At 70.4% G+C, this 18,436-nt stretch carries 12 protein-coding genes; 7 read left to right on the forward strand and 5 right to left on the reverse strand.

Annotated features, from left to right (window positions below):
* Nucleotides 1–89: 89 nt before the first annotated feature.
* Nucleotides 90–2,252, reverse strand: coding sequence for a S46 family peptidase (locus tag H0E84_RS14675; protein ID WP_180679394.1), 2,163 nt, complete (start codon nucleotides 2,250–2,252; stop codon nucleotides 90–92).
* Nucleotides 2,253–2,425: 173 nt separating this feature from the next.
* Here H0E84_RS14675 and tdh point away from each other — a divergent pair, with 173 nt between their 5' ends.
* The 4 genes from tdh (at nucleotide 2,426) to kbl (ending at nucleotide 9,157) form a co-directional block, all read left to right on the forward strand.
* On the forward strand, nucleotides 2,426–3,448 hold the full coding sequence (gene tdh / locus H0E84_RS14680) for an L-threonine 3-dehydrogenase (RefSeq protein WP_180679448.1): 1,023 nt from the start codon (nucleotides 2,426–2,428) through the stop codon (nucleotides 3,446–3,448).
* Between the two features lie 149 nt (nucleotides 3,449–3,597).
* Entirely contained in the window at nucleotides 3,598–4,383 is a 786-nt protein-coding gene (locus H0E84_RS14685) for a hypothetical protein (RefSeq protein ID WP_180679395.1), read from the forward strand.
* Between the two features lie 138 nt (nucleotides 4,384–4,521).
* Nucleotides 4,522–7,821 (forward strand): LysM peptidoglycan-binding domain-containing protein, encoded by a 3,300-nt coding sequence (locus tag H0E84_RS14690; RefSeq protein ID WP_180679396.1) that lies wholly within the window; start codon nucleotides 4,522–4,524, stop codon nucleotides 7,819–7,821.
* Between the two features lie 133 nt (nucleotides 7,822–7,954).
* Nucleotides 7,955–9,157 (forward strand): glycine C-acetyltransferase, encoded by a 1,203-nt coding sequence (gene kbl / locus H0E84_RS14695; RefSeq protein WP_180679397.1) that lies wholly within the window; start codon nucleotides 7,955–7,957, stop codon nucleotides 9,155–9,157.
* A 43-nt stretch (nucleotides 9,158–9,200) separates the two neighbouring features.
* On the opposite strand, the gene H0E84_RS14700 is transcribed toward kbl, so the two are convergent.
* The 4 genes from H0E84_RS14700 to H0E84_RS14715 all read right to left on the reverse strand — a co-directional run bounded on the left by H0E84_RS14700 (nucleotide 9,201) and on the right by H0E84_RS14715 (nucleotide 13,746).
* Nucleotides 9,201–9,767 (reverse strand): hypothetical protein, encoded by a 567-nt coding sequence (locus H0E84_RS14700; RefSeq protein WP_180679398.1) that lies wholly within the window; start codon nucleotides 9,765–9,767, stop codon nucleotides 9,201–9,203.
* A 172-nt stretch (nucleotides 9,768–9,939) separates the two neighbouring features.
* Complete coding sequence (locus tag H0E84_RS14705; RefSeq protein ID WP_180679399.1) at nucleotides 9,940–11,085, reverse strand: OmpA family protein; 1,146 nt, start codon at nucleotides 11,083–11,085, stop codon at nucleotides 9,940–9,942.
* A 167-nt stretch (nucleotides 11,086–11,252) separates the two neighbouring features.
* Nucleotides 11,253–12,692, reverse strand: a complete 1,440-nt coding sequence (locus tag H0E84_RS14710) for a bifunctional 2-methylcitrate dehydratase/aconitate hydratase (RefSeq protein ID WP_180679400.1) — start codon at nucleotides 12,690–12,692, stop codon at nucleotides 11,253–11,255.
* A gap of 139 nt (nucleotides 12,693–12,831) precedes the next feature.
* Nucleotides 12,832–13,746: a LysR family transcriptional regulator gene (locus H0E84_RS14715; protein ID WP_180679401.1), complete on the reverse strand. Its 915-nt coding sequence runs from the start codon at nucleotides 13,744–13,746 to the stop codon at nucleotides 12,832–12,834.
* A gap of 153 nt (nucleotides 13,747–13,899) precedes the next feature.
* Between H0E84_RS14715 and H0E84_RS14720 the strand changes: the two genes are divergently transcribed.
* From H0E84_RS14720 to H0E84_RS14730, 3 genes are all read left to right on the forward strand, one after another.
* Nucleotides 13,900–14,931 (forward strand): aldo/keto reductase, encoded by a 1,032-nt coding sequence (locus tag H0E84_RS14720; protein WP_180679402.1) that lies wholly within the window; start codon nucleotides 13,900–13,902, stop codon nucleotides 14,929–14,931.
* Between the two features lie 25 nt (nucleotides 14,932–14,956).
* On the forward strand, nucleotides 14,957–15,979 hold the full coding sequence (locus tag H0E84_RS14725; protein WP_180679403.1) for a zinc-binding alcohol dehydrogenase family protein: 1,023 nt from the start codon (nucleotides 14,957–14,959) through the stop codon (nucleotides 15,977–15,979).
* Nucleotides 15,980–16,087: 108 nt separating this feature from the next.
* Nucleotides 16,088–18,136: an NADPH-dependent 2,4-dienoyl-CoA reductase gene (locus H0E84_RS14730; RefSeq protein ID WP_180679404.1), complete on the forward strand. Its 2,049-nt coding sequence runs from the start codon at nucleotides 16,088–16,090 to the stop codon at nucleotides 18,134–18,136.
* Nucleotides 18,137–18,436 lie beyond the last annotated feature (300 nt).

An 18,436-nucleotide genomic window follows, 5' to 3' on the forward strand; every position in this document is an offset into this window, starting at 1 on the left:
AAAGGCGACATGGCTGCATGTGAATCACGCGAACGCGTGGCGGCTTCACCGCAGCTCCGCTCCAGGGCGTTGGCGCGCCGGGCGAACGCCTACGGCGCCAGGCCAAGCTCCTCGAGCAGCTGCGGCGCCGGATAGGCCTCCTGCATGATCCAGCGCAGGTAGCGCTGGTCCACCGAGATGGTCCGGGTCATCGCCGGGTCGAACACCCAGTTCGAGCTCACCGATTCCCAGTTCATGTCGAACAGCAGGCCGGTGAGCCGGCCGCGCGCATCCAGCACCGGCGAGCCGGAGTTGCCGCCGGTGACGTCCAGGTCGGACAGGAAGTTGACCGGCACGCTGCGCAGCCGGCGGTCGGCGAGGCCGCCGTCGCGACCCTCGGCCACCGCGTCCAGCAGCGCCTGCGGCGCGTCGAAGGGCTCTTCGCCGGTGGCCTTCTGCGCCACCTCCTCGAGCCGGGTGAAGGGCGCCTGCTCCTCGCCATCGAGCTTGGTGTAGCCGGTCACGTTGCCGAAGGTGATCCGCAGCGAGCCGTTCGCGTCCGGGTAGACGTGGTTGCCCTGGCTGGCGCGATGTTCGGCCACCGCCTGCAGATACACCGGGCGCGCGCGCAGTTCGTCGCCGGCGCGCGCCTTGCGCTCGAGCTCCTGCCGGAGGACCTCGGGCATCACCGCCACCGCATAGAGAATCGCCGGATCGCGGCTGTTCTCGAACGCGTCGCGGTCGGCCTCGAGCCAGCGCAGGCGCTCTTCGACGTTGGCAAGGCCGGTCCCTGCCAACCGGTCCAGCGCCCGCTCGATGGCGGCCTCGTCGTCGCCGCCGAGCCAACCGTCGATGGCCTCGACGCGCTGCTCCGCCGGCAGCGCCGCATACTGCTGCAACCAGTAGCGCTGCAGCTGGCGGTCCATGTCGGGATGGTAGCGGCGCTCCATCTGCTGCAGCTCGCCACGGATGCGCGGCTGGTCGCGCTCCTGGTGGCCGGGCTCGCGGTCGGCGTCGGGGTTGGTGCGCTCGATCGCGTTGCGGTAGAGCGTCATCGCCGTTCCCAGCGCGCCGAGGCGGTGGAGCTGCCCGAGCACCAGGTCGCGCTCTCGGGTGGCCTGGCCCTCGGCCAACAGCCGCACCAGCTCGGCATGCGCCTCGAGGGCTTCGGCACCGGCCTCGCCGCGCCCGCGCAGCCATTCCAGCACCGCCGCTTCCTCGGCGCGCTTGGCCGCGGCGGCGTCGATCCGTGCGAAACCCTCCAGCTGGCCGTCGTAGTTCTTGGAAGTGTTCTTCCAGCCGCCCACGCTGCTGGCGTACTTCACGGCGATGTCGGGATTCTCGCGGCCCTGGACCTCGACCAGCTCCAGCATCGCCTTGTAGTGGCGACTGAGGGTGGGATAGCTCCATTCGGCGGTCTGCTCGAACTCGTCGGCCAGCGCGTAGCGCCGGGTCGTACCCGGGTAGCCCGCGGCCATCACGAAGTCGCCTTCGCGCAGCGGTCGGTCGGCGAACTGCAGCCAGCGCTTCGGCTGGTAGGGCACGTTCTCCGCGGCATGGTCGGCGGGCTGGCCGTCCGGGCCGACATAGGCGCGGTAGAAGGCGAAGTCGCCGGTATGGCGCGGCCACATCCAGTTGTCCACCTCGCCGCCGTAGTTGCCGATGCCCCCGGGCGGGGCGTAGGCCAGGCGCACGTCGCGGATCTCCAGGTTGCGGAACAGCCGGTAGACGTTGCCGCCGGCGAAACTGTAGAGGCGGCAGCGATAGCCTTCGCGGAACTCGCAGCCGGCGATCAGCTTCTTCTCGATCTGCTCCAGCGCGCGCGCGCGGCCGATGGCGTCCGGCGCCGCGGCGATCGCGGCCTGCACCTGCCCGGTGACGTCGCGGATCGAGTCGAGCACGAAGATGCGCGCGTTGGGGCCGGCGCTCGGCTCGTCGTCGGCGGTCGCGGCGACGAAGCCATCGCGCATCAGGTTGTTGTCCGGTGTCGAGTTGAGCTGGATGGCTCCGTAGGCGCAGTGATGATTGGTCACCACCAGGCCCTGCGGCGAAACGAAGCTGGCGGTGCACCCTCCCAGCGACACCACGGCGCCCATCGGATCGCCGGTCAGGTCGGCGAACTGTTCCGGGCGCAGGCGCAGGCCCGCCTTGCGCAACGGCGCCTCGATCTCGGGCAGCTGCTGCGGCACCCACATACCCTCGCCGGCCCCGGCCAGGTCGGCGGCCAGCAGCAACGCAATGGCGATCGCGATTCGACGCATCTGTGTCCTCATGACGTTCCCGACGAAGCCTGGAGTCTACCGGCCGCGGAACGCCGATGCCCGTGCCCGCAGGCCTCCGCCGCTGCGCCGCCGCCGCGGCCGCGCGCGGCGCCCGCGTATAATCGCGCTTCCCCACCGAACCCGCGGACCAGGCAATGCAGCAGACGAGCCAGCGTCAGACCACCATGCGCGCCCTGGTCAAGCGCGAGGCCGCCAGGGGCATCTGGATGGAGGAGGTGCCGGTCCCCAGCCCGGGGCCGAACGAAGTGCTGATCCGGCTCGAGAAGACTGCGATCTGCGGCACCGACCTGCACATCTATCTCTGGGACGAGTGGAGCCAGCGCACCATCCGGCCCGGCCTGGTGATCGGACACGAGTTCGTCGGCCGCATCGCCGAGCTCGGCCCCGGCGTCGGCGGCTACGAGGTCGGGCAGCGGGTCTCCGCCGAGGGCCACATCGTCTGCGGCCACTGTCGCAACTGCCGCGCCGGCAAGCAGCACCTGTGCCCGAACACCGTCGGCATCGGCGTCAACCGCGACGGTGCGTTCGCCGAGTACATCGTCATGCCGGCCAGCAACCTGTGGCCGATCCCCGACCAGATCCCGAGCGAACTGGCGGCGTTCTTCGACCCCTACGGCAACGCCGCGCACTGCGCGCTGGAGTTCGACGTGGTCGGCGAGGACGTGCTGATCACCGGCGCCGGCCCGATCGGGGTGATGGCGGCCGGCATCTGCAAGCACATCGGCGCGCGCAACGTGGTGGTCACCGACGTCAACGACTACCGGCTCAAGCTGGCCGCCGACATGGGTGCCACCCGTGTGGTCAACGTCACCAATGCCTCGCTCGGCGACGTGATGGCCGACCTGCACCTGGAGGGCTTCGACGTCGGCCTGGAGATGAGCGGGAACCCGCATGCCTTCAACGACATGCTCGGCGCCATGTACCACGGCGGCAAGGTCGCACTGCTCGGCCTGTTGCCCAAGGGCGCGGGGGTGGACTGGGACCGGATCATCTTCAAGGGGCTGACCATCCACGGCATCTACGGCCGCCGCATGTACGAGTCCTGGTACAAGATGACCCAGCTGGTGCTGTCCGGCTTCCCGCTGGGCAAGGTGCTGAGCCACCAGCTGCCGGCGGAGGACTTCCAGAAGGGCTTCGACCTGATGGAATCGGGCAAGTCGGGCAAGATCGTGCTCGACTGGCGCTGAGCCCCGGCACGAGCCCGGCTTGCGCGGCCGGTCACGGGACTTTAACCCTGCTGCGCTAGGCTCCCGGCCGCCTTCAGCCCGCGTCGCGCGCTACCGGCGCCTCGTTCGCGAGCCTTGCCGGGGCGCGCTTTCCCGAGGAGCCTGCCGCCATGTCCCATTCCGTCGGTCATACGTTGCGCCTGGTCGCGCCACTCATGCTGCTGCTGGCGACGGCCGGCTGCGACCGGGCCAACAAGCGCGGGGGATCCGCCGACGCCGTCCCGACGCCGCGGGAAGCGCCTGTCGTCGAACCTGCCGGAGGCCCCCTGGCCGACGTCCGACGCATCGCCGACGGTGAGCGCCCCGATCCGCGTCGGGCGGTGCTCATGGACATGCGCGTCGACGCCAAGGCGCGTACGGCCGACCCCGACGAAGACACCCGGCGCGCGGTCGCGGCCAGCCTCGGCGGCGGCGAGGTGCGCATCCTCGGCACGCTCGAAGGCGCGTTCACCCGGCCGCGTGCCCGCGAGGAGATGCACCTCGTCGAGACGGGCGACGGCGGCCGCTGGATTCTCGTCGTCGGCAGGGATGAAGCGCTCCGCCTGCCCGGCGAGGATATCCGCTACCTGCTGGCCTCGCCCGACATCGACGGCAACGGCACCAATGAGGTGCTGCTGCGGCTCGATCGCGAAGAGGACGGTGCGATCCGCACGGACCTCCGGCTGCTGACGTTCACCGGCGAGCAACCGGTCGTCGTCGCGGACTTCAGCGATGCTCGCGTCGATGCCTGCGCCGCGCCCTCGCCGTCGCTGCGCGCGCAGCGCATCGAATATGGCCGCCCAGCCGGCAACGGCGACTGGCCCGACTTCGTGGTCGTGGCGTCTGAAAGCGAATGCATCGACGGCCGGGCGCCGGACCTCGAAGGCTATCTCCGGGCCGAACGCCCCGCCGGATAGGCCGTTCGCGGCCCCCAGGCCCGCGGGCCCTCGCACCTGAACGGCGGGCGGCGGCACCGCACCTAGGGATTTCCCCGGTTGCGGCGGTATCGGCGTGCCCCGAGACTGCGGGACAACCCAGGCTCGTGGGAGTCGGCCATGGTTCATACCGTCCACGACGGCATCGCAGCCCGCTACCAGCCCGCCGACAGCACCTCGCCCACGGCGCCGGCGCGCCAGCCCGCGGGGGAGCCGCGCACGCTCCAGGTGGAGGCCGAACGCGGCGATACGCTGGCGAGCCTCGGGCAGCGCTACGGCGTCAGCACCGAGCGCATGGCCGAAGCCAATCCCGAACTGCGCGGCGGCGACGAGCCTCTCGCAGAGGGGGAACCGGTCGCGATCCCGGTCGACTACGAAGACGGGGATTCCGCGAGGGCCCATACCGTCGAGCCGGGCGAGACCCTGGAAGATGTCGCCAGCCAGTACGGGGTCGATGCCGACGCCCTGGCCGAAGCCAATGGACTGCACAGCGGCACCGCGCCGATCGACAGCGGCGAAGAGCTGATCGTTCCCAACGCCAACGCGCTGAGCGAAGCCGAGCAGGAGCAGTTGGCCGGCATCCCCGGCGCCCAGGCGCTCACGGCCGAGGAGGCGCGCGAGGTCATCGGGCACCTGGAGACGCTGGGCTCGGGAAGCCTCTCCGAACAGCTCGAGGCGCTTGGCGCTCTGGCCAAGCAGTTCTCCGCCGACGACGTCCGTACCCTGCTCGAGCGCGCAGGCGTTTCCGGCGCCGCGCTCGACCGCATCGCCGCCAGCGGCGACGCCCTGGCGGCGCTGGCCACCCTGGTCGATGGCGACAGCTCGGCGCTCGACCGCGCCGCGGCCGCCCTGACCCTGCTCGACGAGGCCGGCGACGTCCTCGGCGGCGGCGCGGCCGAGTTCTTCGATCGGCACCTGGCGCAGTTGCCGAACGCATCGAAGATCATCGACAAGATCGGCACCCTGCTCGATCCGGAAGCCTCTGCGGCCGACAAGGCGGCCGCGGCGCTGGAGATCGCGACGACACTGCAGGACGGGCTGGGCGAGCAGTTCCCGCAGCTGGCGAACCGACTGCGCGCGCTCGACTCGATCACCGGCTCGCTGGGGGCCGCGGTGACGCTGCTGGACCCGGATGCCTCGCTGCAGGAGAAGGCGCAGGCGGCGGTGCAGCTGTACGCGAACGTCCCGGACGTGGCCGGGGACGTCGAGCGGATCCGCGAACTGCTTTCGGGCAACGGCATCCCGAACGCCGACGCCATCGCCGACGAAGTCGCGCGGCTGCCCGGCGGCGATCTCATCCCCGAGGCCCTGCGCCGGCAGATGTCGCCCGAACTGGTCGAGAACCTGACCGCGGACCAGGCCCGACAGATCGCCGAACTGGCCGCACGCGGCGAAGAGGTCGCCGACGCGCTCGGGCCCGTCCTCGGCGCGCTGCGCAACCCGGAAGCGCTCGACAACCTGATGGGCAGCCTCGACGGCAGATCCGCCGACTCGATACGCGCGACGCTTTCGCTGGTCGGCGAGCTCGGGCCCGACGTCGCCGACGATCTGCTCACGTCCCAGATCAACGGTCGCGCCGGCGCCGAGGTCATTGCCGAACTCATCGACGGCCTGCCCGCCGATTCCCGCGGAAATCTCTCGAAGCTGCTCAAGGAATTCGACGCCGGCGCCGCGCGCCGACTGCTGGAGGTGGCCGACCAGGCAGGTCCCGGCGCCGTCGGCGATCTGCTGAGGACGCTCGACGGCGTCAACGTCGACAGCGCCCTGCTCGGGCGCATGCTCAACGACGCTTTCCGTCTGCTCGACAGCCTGGGCGTTCGCATCACCGCGGAGGTCGCCCAAAGCCTGCTGCGCAACGTCGCCAAGCTGATTCCGATCGCAGGCGCGGTCCCGGCCGGCTACGACACCTACCGCTTCACCCAGATTTCCACCGATACCAGCCTTCCGCCCGAACTCCGCTACCTGGCGCTGCAGGGCGCGAAGGCCAATGCAGCCGACGCCGCGCTGAGCATCGCCGAAGCGTTCGGCGTGACGATTCCCTTCACCACCGCGGGGTCCGCGCTGATCGGTGTCGGCAGCCTGGTGCTGGACGTGGTGCTCGAGCAGCAGATCAACCAGTTCCGCCAGGATCCGGACAACTGGTCGGCGCCGGGTTACGTCGACGGCGCGATCGCGGCCTCGCTGCTGACCGGCCCGCAGGCGTTCGTCGATCTGGCGCTGATCTTCGGTCCCGAAGGCGCCGTGCGGAAGGCCGAGCAGCTCACCAACGGGGCCGTCGATCTGACGGCGGAGAGCGTGGCGCGCATCGGCGAACTGCAGGCCGAGGTCTTCGGCGACGGGCTGTCCTTCACCGCCGACGGCCTGCACCTGCTCGCCGACGTCATCCGCGATCCGTCCTTGCTCGGCGATGCCGCAGAAGTCCTCGGCCAGGAAGCGGTTCGACAGCTGAACGCGGTCGCCGAGGGCGCGGGCGAACTTGCCGGGCTCGCCCGCGAGCAGCTCGGCAACCTCGTCGGGGAACTGAAGGAGCTGGGCGAACGCGGCGTCGAGGCGCTCGGCTGGATCGCCAGCAACCCGGGCGAAGCGGCACGCCTCGCCGCCGACGCACTCGGCGACCTCGTCGAGCAGGGCCTGGAGCTGGCGACCGACGCCGGGCGGGCCCTGGCCGAGGGCGCGATGACCGCCCTGGAAACCGCACACGATGCCCTGCTCTCCCTCGGCGATGCCGCGATCGATACCCTGGAGGCGGTCGGGGACAGCATCGGCTCGGCGCTCGACAGCGCACTCGAGCTGGGCGAGCGCGGCCTCGAATTCGTGGGCTGGGTGGCCGGCAATCCGGGCGAAGCGGCCGCACTGGCACGCGATGCGCTCGTCGACGTGATCTCGGAGGCCGGCGAGCTGGCGACCGCCGCCTACGACCAGCTGGTGGAACTCGGCGAAAGCGCCGCCGCGCTTGCCGATGTGGCGATCGCCCGGCTGGCGGACGCCGGCGAAGCCGCCGTCGACACCCTGATCTACATCGCCGAGAATCCCGTCGATTCCGCCGAAGCGGTGAGGGACGCCGCCATCGAGGCCCTGGGCACGCTTGCCGACGGCGTCGGGGCCGCCGCCGAACGCGCCACCGATGCGCTGGTCGGTTTCGTCGACCAGGGCATCGAGTCCGCCAAGTCCGTCGTCACCAACCTCCTCACCGAGGGCAAGGAAGCGGCCGAACGCATCATCAGCGCCTGGGGGAGCGAACTGTCCGAAGGCGCCAGGGAGGTCGTCGCAGGCCTGGCCGACGTGGGCGACGCCGGTCTCGAGGCACTCGGCAAGCTGGCCGATGCGGGCATCGGATTCGCCGGCGACGTTGTCGACGGGCTGCAGGATGCGGGCGAATGGATCTGGGACAACACCGGCGGGCGCCTTCCCTGGCCGTGAGGCCCGCTGAGGCGACCGGCAGGCCCTTTCGCGGTCCAGCGCCTCTCCGGCTGCCATCGGCCCGGCTGTCCGCACTGAGCGGATAGACACTGAGCGGATAGAATCGGGTTTTCCGACCGAGCGGCAGCCACCGATGCCCCTGACCCGTCGCTACAACGAGGCCCTGGACGAAATCCGCGAACAGGGACTGTTCAAGTCCGAGAGGATCATCACCAGCCCCCAGTCGGCCGAGATCGAACTCGAGGGCGGGCGCCGCGTGCTGAACTTCTGCGCCAACAACTACCTGGGGCTGGCCGACCACCCCGACCTGATCGCCGCCGCCAGGGAGGCGCTGGAATCGCACGGCTTCGGCATGGCCTCGGTGCGCTTCATCTGCGGTACCCAGGACCTGCACAAGCGCCTGGAGCGGACCATCGCCGACTTCTTCGGCACCGAGGACGCGATCCTCTATGCAGCCTGCTTCGACGCCAACGGCGGGCTGTTCGAGCCGCTGCTGGGAGAGCAGGACGCGATCGTCAGCGACGCGCTCAACCACGCCTCGATCATCGACGGCGTGCGCCTGTGCAAGGCGCGCCGCTACCGCTACGCCAATTGCGACATGGCCGACCTGGAGCGCCAGCTGCAGCAGGCCCGCGAGGACGGCGCCCGCAGCATCATGATCACCACCGACGGCGTGTTCTCGATGGACGGCTTCATCGCGCCGCTGGACGAGATCGCCGCCCTGGCGCGGACCTACGACGCGATGGTGCACATCGACGAATGCCACGCCACCGGCTTTCTCGGCGCCACCGGACGCGGATCGGCCGAGGTGAAGGGCGTCATGGACCGCATCGACATCTTCACCGGCACCCTGGGCAAGGCGATGGGAGGCGCGATCGGCGGCTTCACCACCGCGCGGCGCGAAGTGGTGGAACTGCTGCGCCAGCGCTCCCGCCCGTACCTGTTCTCCAATTCGCTGCCGCCGCACGTGGTCGCGGCCGGCATCCGCGCGTTCGAGATGCTGGACGCCGCGGCCGGGCTGCGCGAGCAACTGGCGACGAACACCGCCTACTTCCGCGAGCGGATGACCGCCGCCGGCTTCGACCTCAGGCCCGGCAGCCACCCGATCTGCCCGGTGATGCTGTACGACGCGCCGCTGGCGCAGCGCTTCGCCGAGCGCCTGCTCGAAGAGGGGATCTACGCGATCGGGTTCTTCTTCCCGGTGGTGCCGAAGGGCCAGGCGCGGATCCGCACCCAGATCTCGGCGGCGCATACGCGCGAGCATCTGGACAGGGCGATCGAGGCCTTCGTGGGCATCGGCCGGGAGCTGGGCGTGCTGGAACGCGCCGCCCCGTAAGAGAGCGAGCCGCCGCTCGGCCGCCGCACCAGGCCTGCCGCGGTCAGGGCGTGGGCGCGGGCTCGTCGCTGCCGGCGGGCGCGGCCTCGGCGGGTTCGGGCGGTGCGGCTCCGGAGGGTGCGGCAGCGGCGCCTTCGATCGGCGGAGGCTCAGGGAGCGCGGCGGCGGCGGGCTTGGGCGCGCCGCGCGCCACGCGAACGCCGCGCGCCTTCATCCAGGCGTCGAATTCGTCGGCAGTCATCATCTTGCCGTCCTGGCTCATGTCGAAGCGCCAGGGGGTGTTGTCGTGCTCGGTCAACGGCTTGTAGACCGAGGGATCGAGCGGATCGACCGGGGTCGGCGCCGGCATCGCGCTGGCAATGTCGCGACAACCCTCGAGCCGCAGCCGCAGCAGCACCTGATCGACCGACTGGGACTCGTCGTAGGCATGCGACAGCACGCCCCCATGGGCGCCCAGCCGATAGCTCGGCGCGGCCAGCTCCGAGGACAGCGGCGCGAGCACCGTCGGGCGCAGCAGCGTCTGGGAGGCTGCAGGCGGCCGGGTGCAATCGGACGCGTGGCCGATCACCGGCAGGGCGAGCAGGAGCAGGAGGGTCTTGGCGGCGCGCATGAGGGTCCCCGATTGCGAATGCGCATGAGTGTAGGCGCCTCAGGTTTGCGCCACAAGCCATTGTTTTGCTTGCCCAGCCCATTCACCTTGAATGCGCGCCCATCCGACCGGTCCAGAAAAAACGAAGCCCGGCACTGGGCCGGGCTTCGTGGACTGCAGCGATGTCGGTCCGTCAGTTCTGGACGTTCATCTCGGTACGGCGGTTGCGTGCGCGACCTTCCGGATTGTCGGAACCATCCGGGTTGGTGTTCGGCGCGATCGGGCGGCTCTCGCCGTAACCGGTCGGGCCCACCAGGCGGCCGGCGTCGATGCCGTTGCTGGTGATGTAGTCGTACACGGTCCGGGCGCGGCGCTCGGACAGGCCCTGGTTGTACTCGTCGCTGCCCACCGAATCGGTGTGACCGGCGATCTCGACGCGCAGGTCGGGATAGCGGCGCAGGATCTCGATCGCCTCGTTGAGGATCTGCACGGCATCCGGACGCAGGGTGGACTTGTCGAAGTCGAAGTTCACGCCACGCAGGTCGATGGTGACCGGAACCGGGCAGCCGTCCGGACCGACGGTGGTGCCGGCCTGGGTGTCGGGGCAGCGGTCGTCGCAGTCGTTGACGCCGTCGCCGTCGCTGTCGCGATCGGCGCAGTTGTCGACCGGTGCCGGCGCCGGGGCGACCGGGGCGGTCGGCTCCGGACCCAGCGGGATCACCACGCCGACCGAGGCCAGCATGTCGCCGAACCAGCTCTCTTCCTGGTTGTGCGGATACCCGTTCCAGTCGGTCGAGCCGTTGGCGGCGAAGCTGTCGTCGTTGAAGTCGGCGCGATAGGCCAGTTCGGCACGGACCGCGACGCGGTTGGTGAACGTGGTCTGCAGACCGGCGCCGACCTTGGCGGCGAAGTTGCCGTCCTCGTTCTCGCCCGGCGAATTCGGGTTCGGGAAGGCGTCGAACTCCTCCTCACTGCGCTGATAGCCAACGCCGAACAGGAGGTAGGGGTTCCAGGCGCGTCCCTCGGAGACGAAGTGGCGGCGGAAGTCGAACGAGATGCCGTACTGGCTCCAGTTCAGGTCGCTGTTGCCACCGACCACACCGCTGTCGAAGTTCGGGTTCTGATAGTTGAGTTCGCCGTCGATCGACCACACCGGGTTGAGGAACTTACCCAGCCCCAGCGTCACGAAGGGGGCATCGTTGGTGCGGCGGTCTTCGTCCTGGAAGTTGAAGCCCGCGGAACCGGTGATGTACCAGCGGTCGTCGAACTCCTGCGCATTGGCCGCCTGGGCAAGGCCCAGACCGCCCAGCAGCGCGGCACAGAGGAGTTTCTTTTTCATTCGTTCAGCTCCTTGATCAAGGGGGTAAAGCGGGACTGCACCCATTTCTTCTTCGAGGCGGCAGATCGCGCGCCTTCAGTTGGGTAGCCTAGAGTCAGCCGTGTGAAGACCTCGTTAACGCTAGCATAACAGTTGGGGACTTCCAAGCAGGAATCGCCCCCTCCTGTTCAGCTGCGGTAGAGCCCCAGGAAATCGGCGATCGGCAGCGCGTCCAGCGCGGCGGGATCGGCCGCCAGTTCCAGCAGGCGCTCGGCCTGACCGGCCGGAAGATGCTCGCGCAGCGCCGCCTCGACCTTGGCCATCAGCACCGGGATGCCCTCCGCGCGGCGGCGGCGGTGGCCGATCGGGTAGTCGATCGACACCTTGTCGGTGGACGACCCGTCCTCGAAGAACACCTGGACCGAGTTGCCGATATAGCGCTTTTCCGGGTCGAAGTAGTCCTGGGTGAACTGCGGGTTCTCCCGCACTTCCATCCGCTCGCGCAGGGCGTCGATGCGCGGGTCCGCGGCCACGTCGTCGTTGTAGTCGGCGGCGGTCAGCCGGCCGAAAACGAGCGGCACGGCCACCATGTACTGGATGCAGTGGTCGCGGTCGGCGTAGTTGGCCAGCGGCCCGGTCTTGTCGATGATGCGCACCCCGGCCTCCTGGGTCTCGATCACGATCCGATCGATCTCGGCGACCCGCTCCTTTACCTGTTCATGCAGCCGCATCGCGCATTCCACCGCGGTCTGGGCATGGAACTCCGCCGGATAGCTGATCTTGAACAGCACGTTCTCCATCACATAGCTGCCGAACGGCCGTTCGAACTCGAAGGCCTTGCCGCCGAAGGCGATGTCGTAGAAGCCCCAGGTCTTCGCGCTGAGCGCACTCGGGTAGCCGACCACCTTCTTGTGCGCGGCGTTGATGGCATGGATCACCGCGCGGCGGCAGGCGTCGCCGGCGGCCCAGCTCTTGCGCGGCCCGGTGTTGGGGGCATGGCGGTAGGTGCGCAGCACCCCGTTGTCGATCCACGAATGCGAAACCGCGGTGACGACTTCGTCCTTGCCGCCACCCAGCATCGCCGTGGCCACCGCGGTGGAGGCCAGCCGCACCAGGATCACATGGTCGAGGCCGACGCGGTTGAACGAGTTGCGCAGCGCGTACCCGCCCTGGATCTCGTGGGCCTTGACCGCCCAGCCGAGCACGTCGCGCACGCTGATGTCCCGGCCCTCCTTGCGCGCCAGCCAGTCGGCCACCGCCAGGATGGTGCCGAGGTTGTCGGAAGGGTGCCCCCATTCCGCGGCCAGCCAGGTGTCGTTGAAATCGAGCCAGCGCACCAGGGTGCCGATGTTGAACGCGGCCTGGGCCGGGTCCAGCTCGAACGCGGTGCCGGGCACCCGCGCGCCGCCGGCGATCTCGCCCCCCGGAACCAGCGGACCGAGATGCTTGACGCAGTCCGGGAATTTCATCGCCAGCATCGCGCACGCCAGCGAGTCCAGCAGCATGTAGCGCGCGGTGTCGTAGGCCTCCTGCGAGTCGATCCGGGTGTCGATCACGTAGTCCGCGATGTCGACCATCGGCGCATCGGGTTGGGGACGGGCGGCGGAGCGGATGTCGGCATGGCTCATTCGGCGGGCTCGCTGGAGGGAGGGAAGCCCGCCATTTTGCCAGACCGGGCCCTCGCACCGTCGCCGGCGCGACGAACGGACGGAGCGACCGGCACCACCGTTCGGCCCGGCCTTCGGCGGCACGGCGCGGCGACCCGCGCTAGAGGATCCCCGCTTCCCACGGCGGTTCGGCGAATCTGTCCGCCAGGAACTCCACGAATGCGCGCACGCGCGGCGGCACCAGCCGCCGCTGCGGCATCAGTGCGTGGATGCCGGTTTCGGCAACCGGATGTTCCGGCAGCACGATGCGCAGGCGCCCGGCACGCAGATCGTCGCAGACATGCCAGAGCGATTGCATCGCGATGCCCAGCCCGGCCACCGCCGCATCGCGCACCACTTCGCCGTAGTTGCTCTCCAGGCGGCCGCGTACCCGGACCGTGGTCCTGCCGCCGCCTCCCTCGGCCAGATTCCAGAGATCCTGCCGTCCGCGGCTGCCGACCAGCAGCACGCAGTCGTGCCGCGTCAGGTCCCCGGGCACCCCCGGCGCGCCGCGTCGACGCAGATAGTCGGGCGAGGCGCACAGCACGCGCCGGTTGGCGGCCAGCCGGCGGGCGACCAGGCTGGAATCGTCGAGCGCACCGATGCGGATGGCCACGTCGTAGCCGGCGGTCACCAGGTCCTGCGCGCGGTCGTCGAGGTCGATGCTGAGCCTGACCGCAGGATGCCGCTCCAGGAATTCCGGCAGCAGCGGCGAGACGTACAAGCGACCGAACGAGGCCGAGGTGGTGACCCGCAGGTTGCCGGCGACCTCGGTGCCGGCCTGGCGCAGCCCGAGGGTCAAGGTTTCCAGGTCCTCGACCAGGGTCCGGCCCTGCTCTGCCAGCACTGCGCCCTCGGGGGTCGCATGCAGGCGCCGGGTGCTGCGATGCAGCAGACGCACGCCGAGGGCCTTCTCCAGCCGCTGCAGCCGTTGGCTGGCCTGCGCCGGCGACAGGTTCAGGTGGCGCGCGGCAGCGCTGATCGAACCCAGGTCCAGCACGCGGAGGAACAGGGAAATGTCGTCGATGCGGTCCATTTTCAATGATTCATTGAAGATGATTCATCATAACTCCGGTTTTCGAAGATGACCGTCATGCCCAGGCTGTGCCGTCCACACACGCGGCATCCCAGCCTCCCGCACCGCGCGTGCCGGAACGCCGTGCCCACGTCATCGACCCGGAGTCCACCCATGGAATATCGTTTTCTCGGCGCGTCCGGCCTCAAGGTGCCGGCGCTCGGCTATGGCGCCGGCACGTTCGGCGGCAAGGGCCCGCTGTTCTCGGCTTGGGGCGATACCGATGCCGCGGAGGCCCGGCGGCTGATCGACATCTGTCTCGAGGCCGGGGTCAACTTCTTCGACACCGCAGACGTGTACTCGGATGGCGCTTCCGAATCGATCCTCGGCGCCGCGATCAAGGGCCGGCGCGACCAAGTCCTGCTGTCGACCAAGACCGGCCTGCGATCCGGCGACGACCCGAACGCGGTCGGCGCCTCGCGTTTCCATCTGCTGCGCGCGGTGGACAGCGCCCTGCGCCGGCTCGGTACCGACTACATCGACTTGTTGCAGCTGCATGCGTTCGACGCCCGCACCCCGGTCGAGGAAACGCTTTCCGCGCTCGACGGACTGGTGCGTGCCGGCAAGGTCCGCTATCTCGGCGCTTCCAACTTCTCGGGCTGGCAGCTGATGAAATCGCTGGCCGCGGCTGACCGGCTCGGCGCCCCCCGTTTTGTGGCCAACCAGGCCTACTACTCGCTGGTCGGTCGCGACTACGAATGGGAGCTGATGCCGCTCGGCATCGACCAGGGGCTCGGAGCCGTGGTCTGGAGCCCGCTCGGTTGGGGCCGCCTGACCGGAAAGATCCGCCGCGGCCAGTCGCTGCCGAACGGCAGCCGCCTGCGCGACACCGCAACCTTCGCGCCACCGGTCGACGACGAGCGCCTGTACACGGTGGTCGATGCACTCGACTCCGTGGCAGGCGAGTGCGGCAGGACGGTGCCGCAGGTGGCCCTGAACTGGCTGCTGCGCCGGCCCACGGTCTCGACGGTGCTGGTCGGCGCTCGGAACGAGACCCAGCTGCGGCAGAACCTCGGCGCGGTCGGGTGGGCACTGACGGCGGAACAGGTCGCGCGGCTCGATGCAGCCAGCACCGTGACGCCACCCTATCCCTACTACCCATACTGGAACGGGCAGTTCGCCGAACGCAGCCCGGCGCCGGTCTGATCCTTTTCCCTCGCGGAGCCCCTGCATGAAAGCCGTCGCCCTCACCCGCTACCTGCCCATCGACGACCCGGGATCGCTGCTCGACGTCCAGCTGCCGAGGCCGGAGGCCACCGGACACGACCTGCTGGTCCGGGTGGAGGCGGTATCGGTCAATCCGGTCGACACCAAGGTGCGGGCCCCGAAGCCGCACGTGGAGGATGCGCCGAAGGTCCTGGGCTTCGACGGGGCCGGGGTGGTCGAGGCGACCGGCGACCGGGTCACGCGCTTCAGGCCGGGTGACGCCGTCTACCACGCCGGCGACATCACTCGCCCCGGCAGCAATGCCGAGTTCCAGCTGGTCGACGAGCGCCTGCTCGCGCGCAAGCCGCGCACGCTCGACTTCGCCGACGCCGCGGCGCTGCCGCTGACCGCGCTGACCGCGTGGGAGCTGCTGTTCGAACGCATGCCCTACGACATCGACGGTGGCGGCGCCGGCCGTACGCTCCTGGTGATCGCCGGCGCCGGCGGCGTGGGCTCGATCGCGATCCAGCTGGCGCGCCTGGCCGGGTTCATCGTGATCGCCACCGCCTCGCGCAGCGAATCGGCCGACTGGTGCCGGGCGATGGGCGCCGACCACGTGGTCGACCACCGCGAGTCGCTGGCAGCGGGGATCGGCAGGCTCGGCTTCGAACAGATCGACGCGGCGGTCAATTTCGCGGACACCGACCGCTACTGGGAGGCGCTGGGTGCGCTGCTGGCACCGCAAGGCCACCTGGGGCTGATCGTGGAACCGCGCGGGCCACTGGACCTGGGCGGCCCGTACAAGGAAAAGTGCATCGGCATCCACTGGGAATCGATGTTCGCCCGCTCGCGCTTCGCGACCGGCGACATGGACCGCCAAGGGCGGATCCTCGAGCGCGTCGCCGACCTGGTCGACACTGGAAGCCTCCGCGGGACCCGCAGCGCGACGCTCGGGCCGATCGACGCGGCCACTCTGCGCGAGGCGCACCGACGGCTGGAATCCGGCGCCACCATCGGCAAGCTGGTGGCGGCGGGATGGAGTGGGTGATCGGAGATCGGTGAACGGCGGAGCGACGCACGCCGACGGCCGATGCCGCGGCTTGCGATGACGCCGGTTTCCCGGCATGGTGCCGACTGCCGTACGCCAGCGCATCTCATGCCGCTTCCGCCCGCCGCGACGCCCGCGGCCACCCCGCCCTACCCGCGCCTGCTCGCTCCGCTCGACCTGGGCTTCGTGACCCTGCGCAACCGGGTGCTGATGGGCTCCATGCACACGGGCCTGGAAGATCGCGCGCGCGACTTCCCGAAGCTGGCCGCGTACTTCGCCGAACGCGCCGCCGGGGGCGTCGGCCTGATCGTCACCGGGGGTTTCTCGCCGAACATCAGCGGCTGGCTGAAGCCGTTCGCCGGCAAGCTCGGCTGGCCGTGGGAGGCGCGCAAGCACCGCCAGGTGACCGCGGCGGTGCACGCCCACGGCGCGAGGATCTGCCTGCAGCTGCTGCATGCCGGGCGCTACGCCTATCACCCGCTGTCGGTGGCGCCGTCGCGGATCAAGGCCCCGATCAATCCGTTCACTCCGCGCGCGCTGAGCGGCAGCGGCGTGGAGCGCACCATCGCGGCCTATGCCCAGGCCGCGCGGCTGGCGCGCGAGGGCGGCTACGACGGGGTCGAGATCATGGGCTCGGAGGGCTACCTGATCAACCAGTTCGCCAGCGCGCGCACCAACCGCCGCAGCGACCGCTGGGGCGGCAGCCTCGAGCACCGCATGCGCCTGGCCACCGAGATCGTGGCGCGGGTGCGCGAGGCCTGCGGTGCCGACTTCATCATCGTCTATCGCCTGTCGATGCTGGAGCTGGTGCCCGACGGGTCGGACTGGGACCAGGTGGTCGCCCAGGCGCGGGCGATCGAGGCCGCCGGCGCCACCCTCATCAACACCGGAATCGGCTGGCACGAGTCGCGCGTGCCGACCATCGCCACTTCGGTGCCGCGCGCGGCCTTCGCCGGCGTCACCGCCAGGCTGCGCCCGCACGTGCGCCTGCCTCTGGTGGCCACCAATCGCATCAATACGCCGGAGGTGGCGGAGGCCGTGCTGGCTTCCGGCGACGTCGACATGGTGTCGATGGCGCGGCCGCTGCTGGCCGATCCCGACTGGGTGGCCAAGGCCGCCGCGGGCCGCGCGGAGGCGATCAACACCTGCATCGCGTGCAACCAGGCCTGCCTCGACCACGTCTTCCAGAACCGCCGCGCCAGTTGCCTGGTCAACCCCCGGGCCTGTGCCGAGACCGAGCTGAACTACCCGCCCGCGGCCGAGCCGCGGCGGATCGCGGTGGTGGGCGCCGGCCCGGCCGGCATGGCCTGCGCCACGGTCGCGGCACAGCGCGGCCACAGGGTCACCCTGTTCGAGTCGGCGGACGAGATCGGCGGCCAGTTCAACCTCGCCAAGCGGATCCCGGGCAAGGAGGAGTTCCACGAAACCTTGCGCTACTTCCGCCACCGCATCGCCGAGACGGGCGTGGAGCTGCGCCTGTCCACGCGTGCCGACGTCGCTGCGCTGGCTGGATTCGAGCGCGTGGTGCTGGCGACCGGGGTCGAGCCGCGGGCGGTGGACTTTCCCGGCTGCGACCACCCGATGGTCGTCGGCTATCTCGACGTGCTGCGCGGACGGGTCGTGCCGGGGCGGCGGGTGGCGATCGTCGGCGCCGGCGGCATCGGCTTCGACGTCGCCGAATACCTGGTCCACGCCGGCCCGTCGCCGGCGCTGGATCCGCGGCTGTGGATGCGCGAATGGGGTATCGACCCGGGCTTCTCGGTTCCCGGCGGCCTGGTCCCGGCACGCCCCGAGCCGGCCGCGCGCCAAGTCTGGCTGCTGCAGCGCAGCGCCGGGCGCCCCGGCGCCCGGCTGGGCAAGACCACGGGATGGATCCACCGCGCCAGCCTCAAGGCCAAGGGCGTGAAGGCGTTCGGCGGCGTCGAGTATCTGGGCGTCGAAGCGGCCGGCCTGCGTGTGCGCATCGACGGCGCGGAGCGGCTGCTCGAGGTCGATCACGTCGTGGTCTGCGCCGGCCAGGAGCCCCGCCGCGACCTCCGGGAGCCACTGCGGGCGGCGGGCCTGGATGCGCTGCTGATCGGCGGCGCGGATGTCGCCGCGGAGCTGGACGCCAAGCGCGCGATCGCCCAGGGGAGCACCGTCGCGGCCGATCTCTGAGCGCCCCGGCGATGCCGGGCTCCTGCAAGTGCCTGATGCGGATCGGATTCCGGTCAAGTGCCGCGGCGATCCCCGTTCAGGAGACATTCCGAGATCGCCCCTTAGGGTGCGCGCACCTGACCCGCCGCCTGAATGCGGTGGGCACGGCCGGCCAGCCCAGCGCCCCGGCCACCCGGGGCCAAAGCGCCATAGAGCCGCTGCCCTTCTTGTCGCGAGCCATCGCGAGCGTCCGGTCCCGACCGGGCGCGCCCATTCGCCATGCCGGACCGCTCCGCCACCCCGGCGGCGTGCAAGCCCCGG

Origin of the sequence: Luteimonas salinisoli (assembly GCF_013425525.1) — a bacterium.
Taxonomy (GTDB): domain Bacteria; phylum Pseudomonadota; class Gammaproteobacteria; order Xanthomonadales; family Xanthomonadaceae; genus Luteimonas; species Luteimonas salinisoli.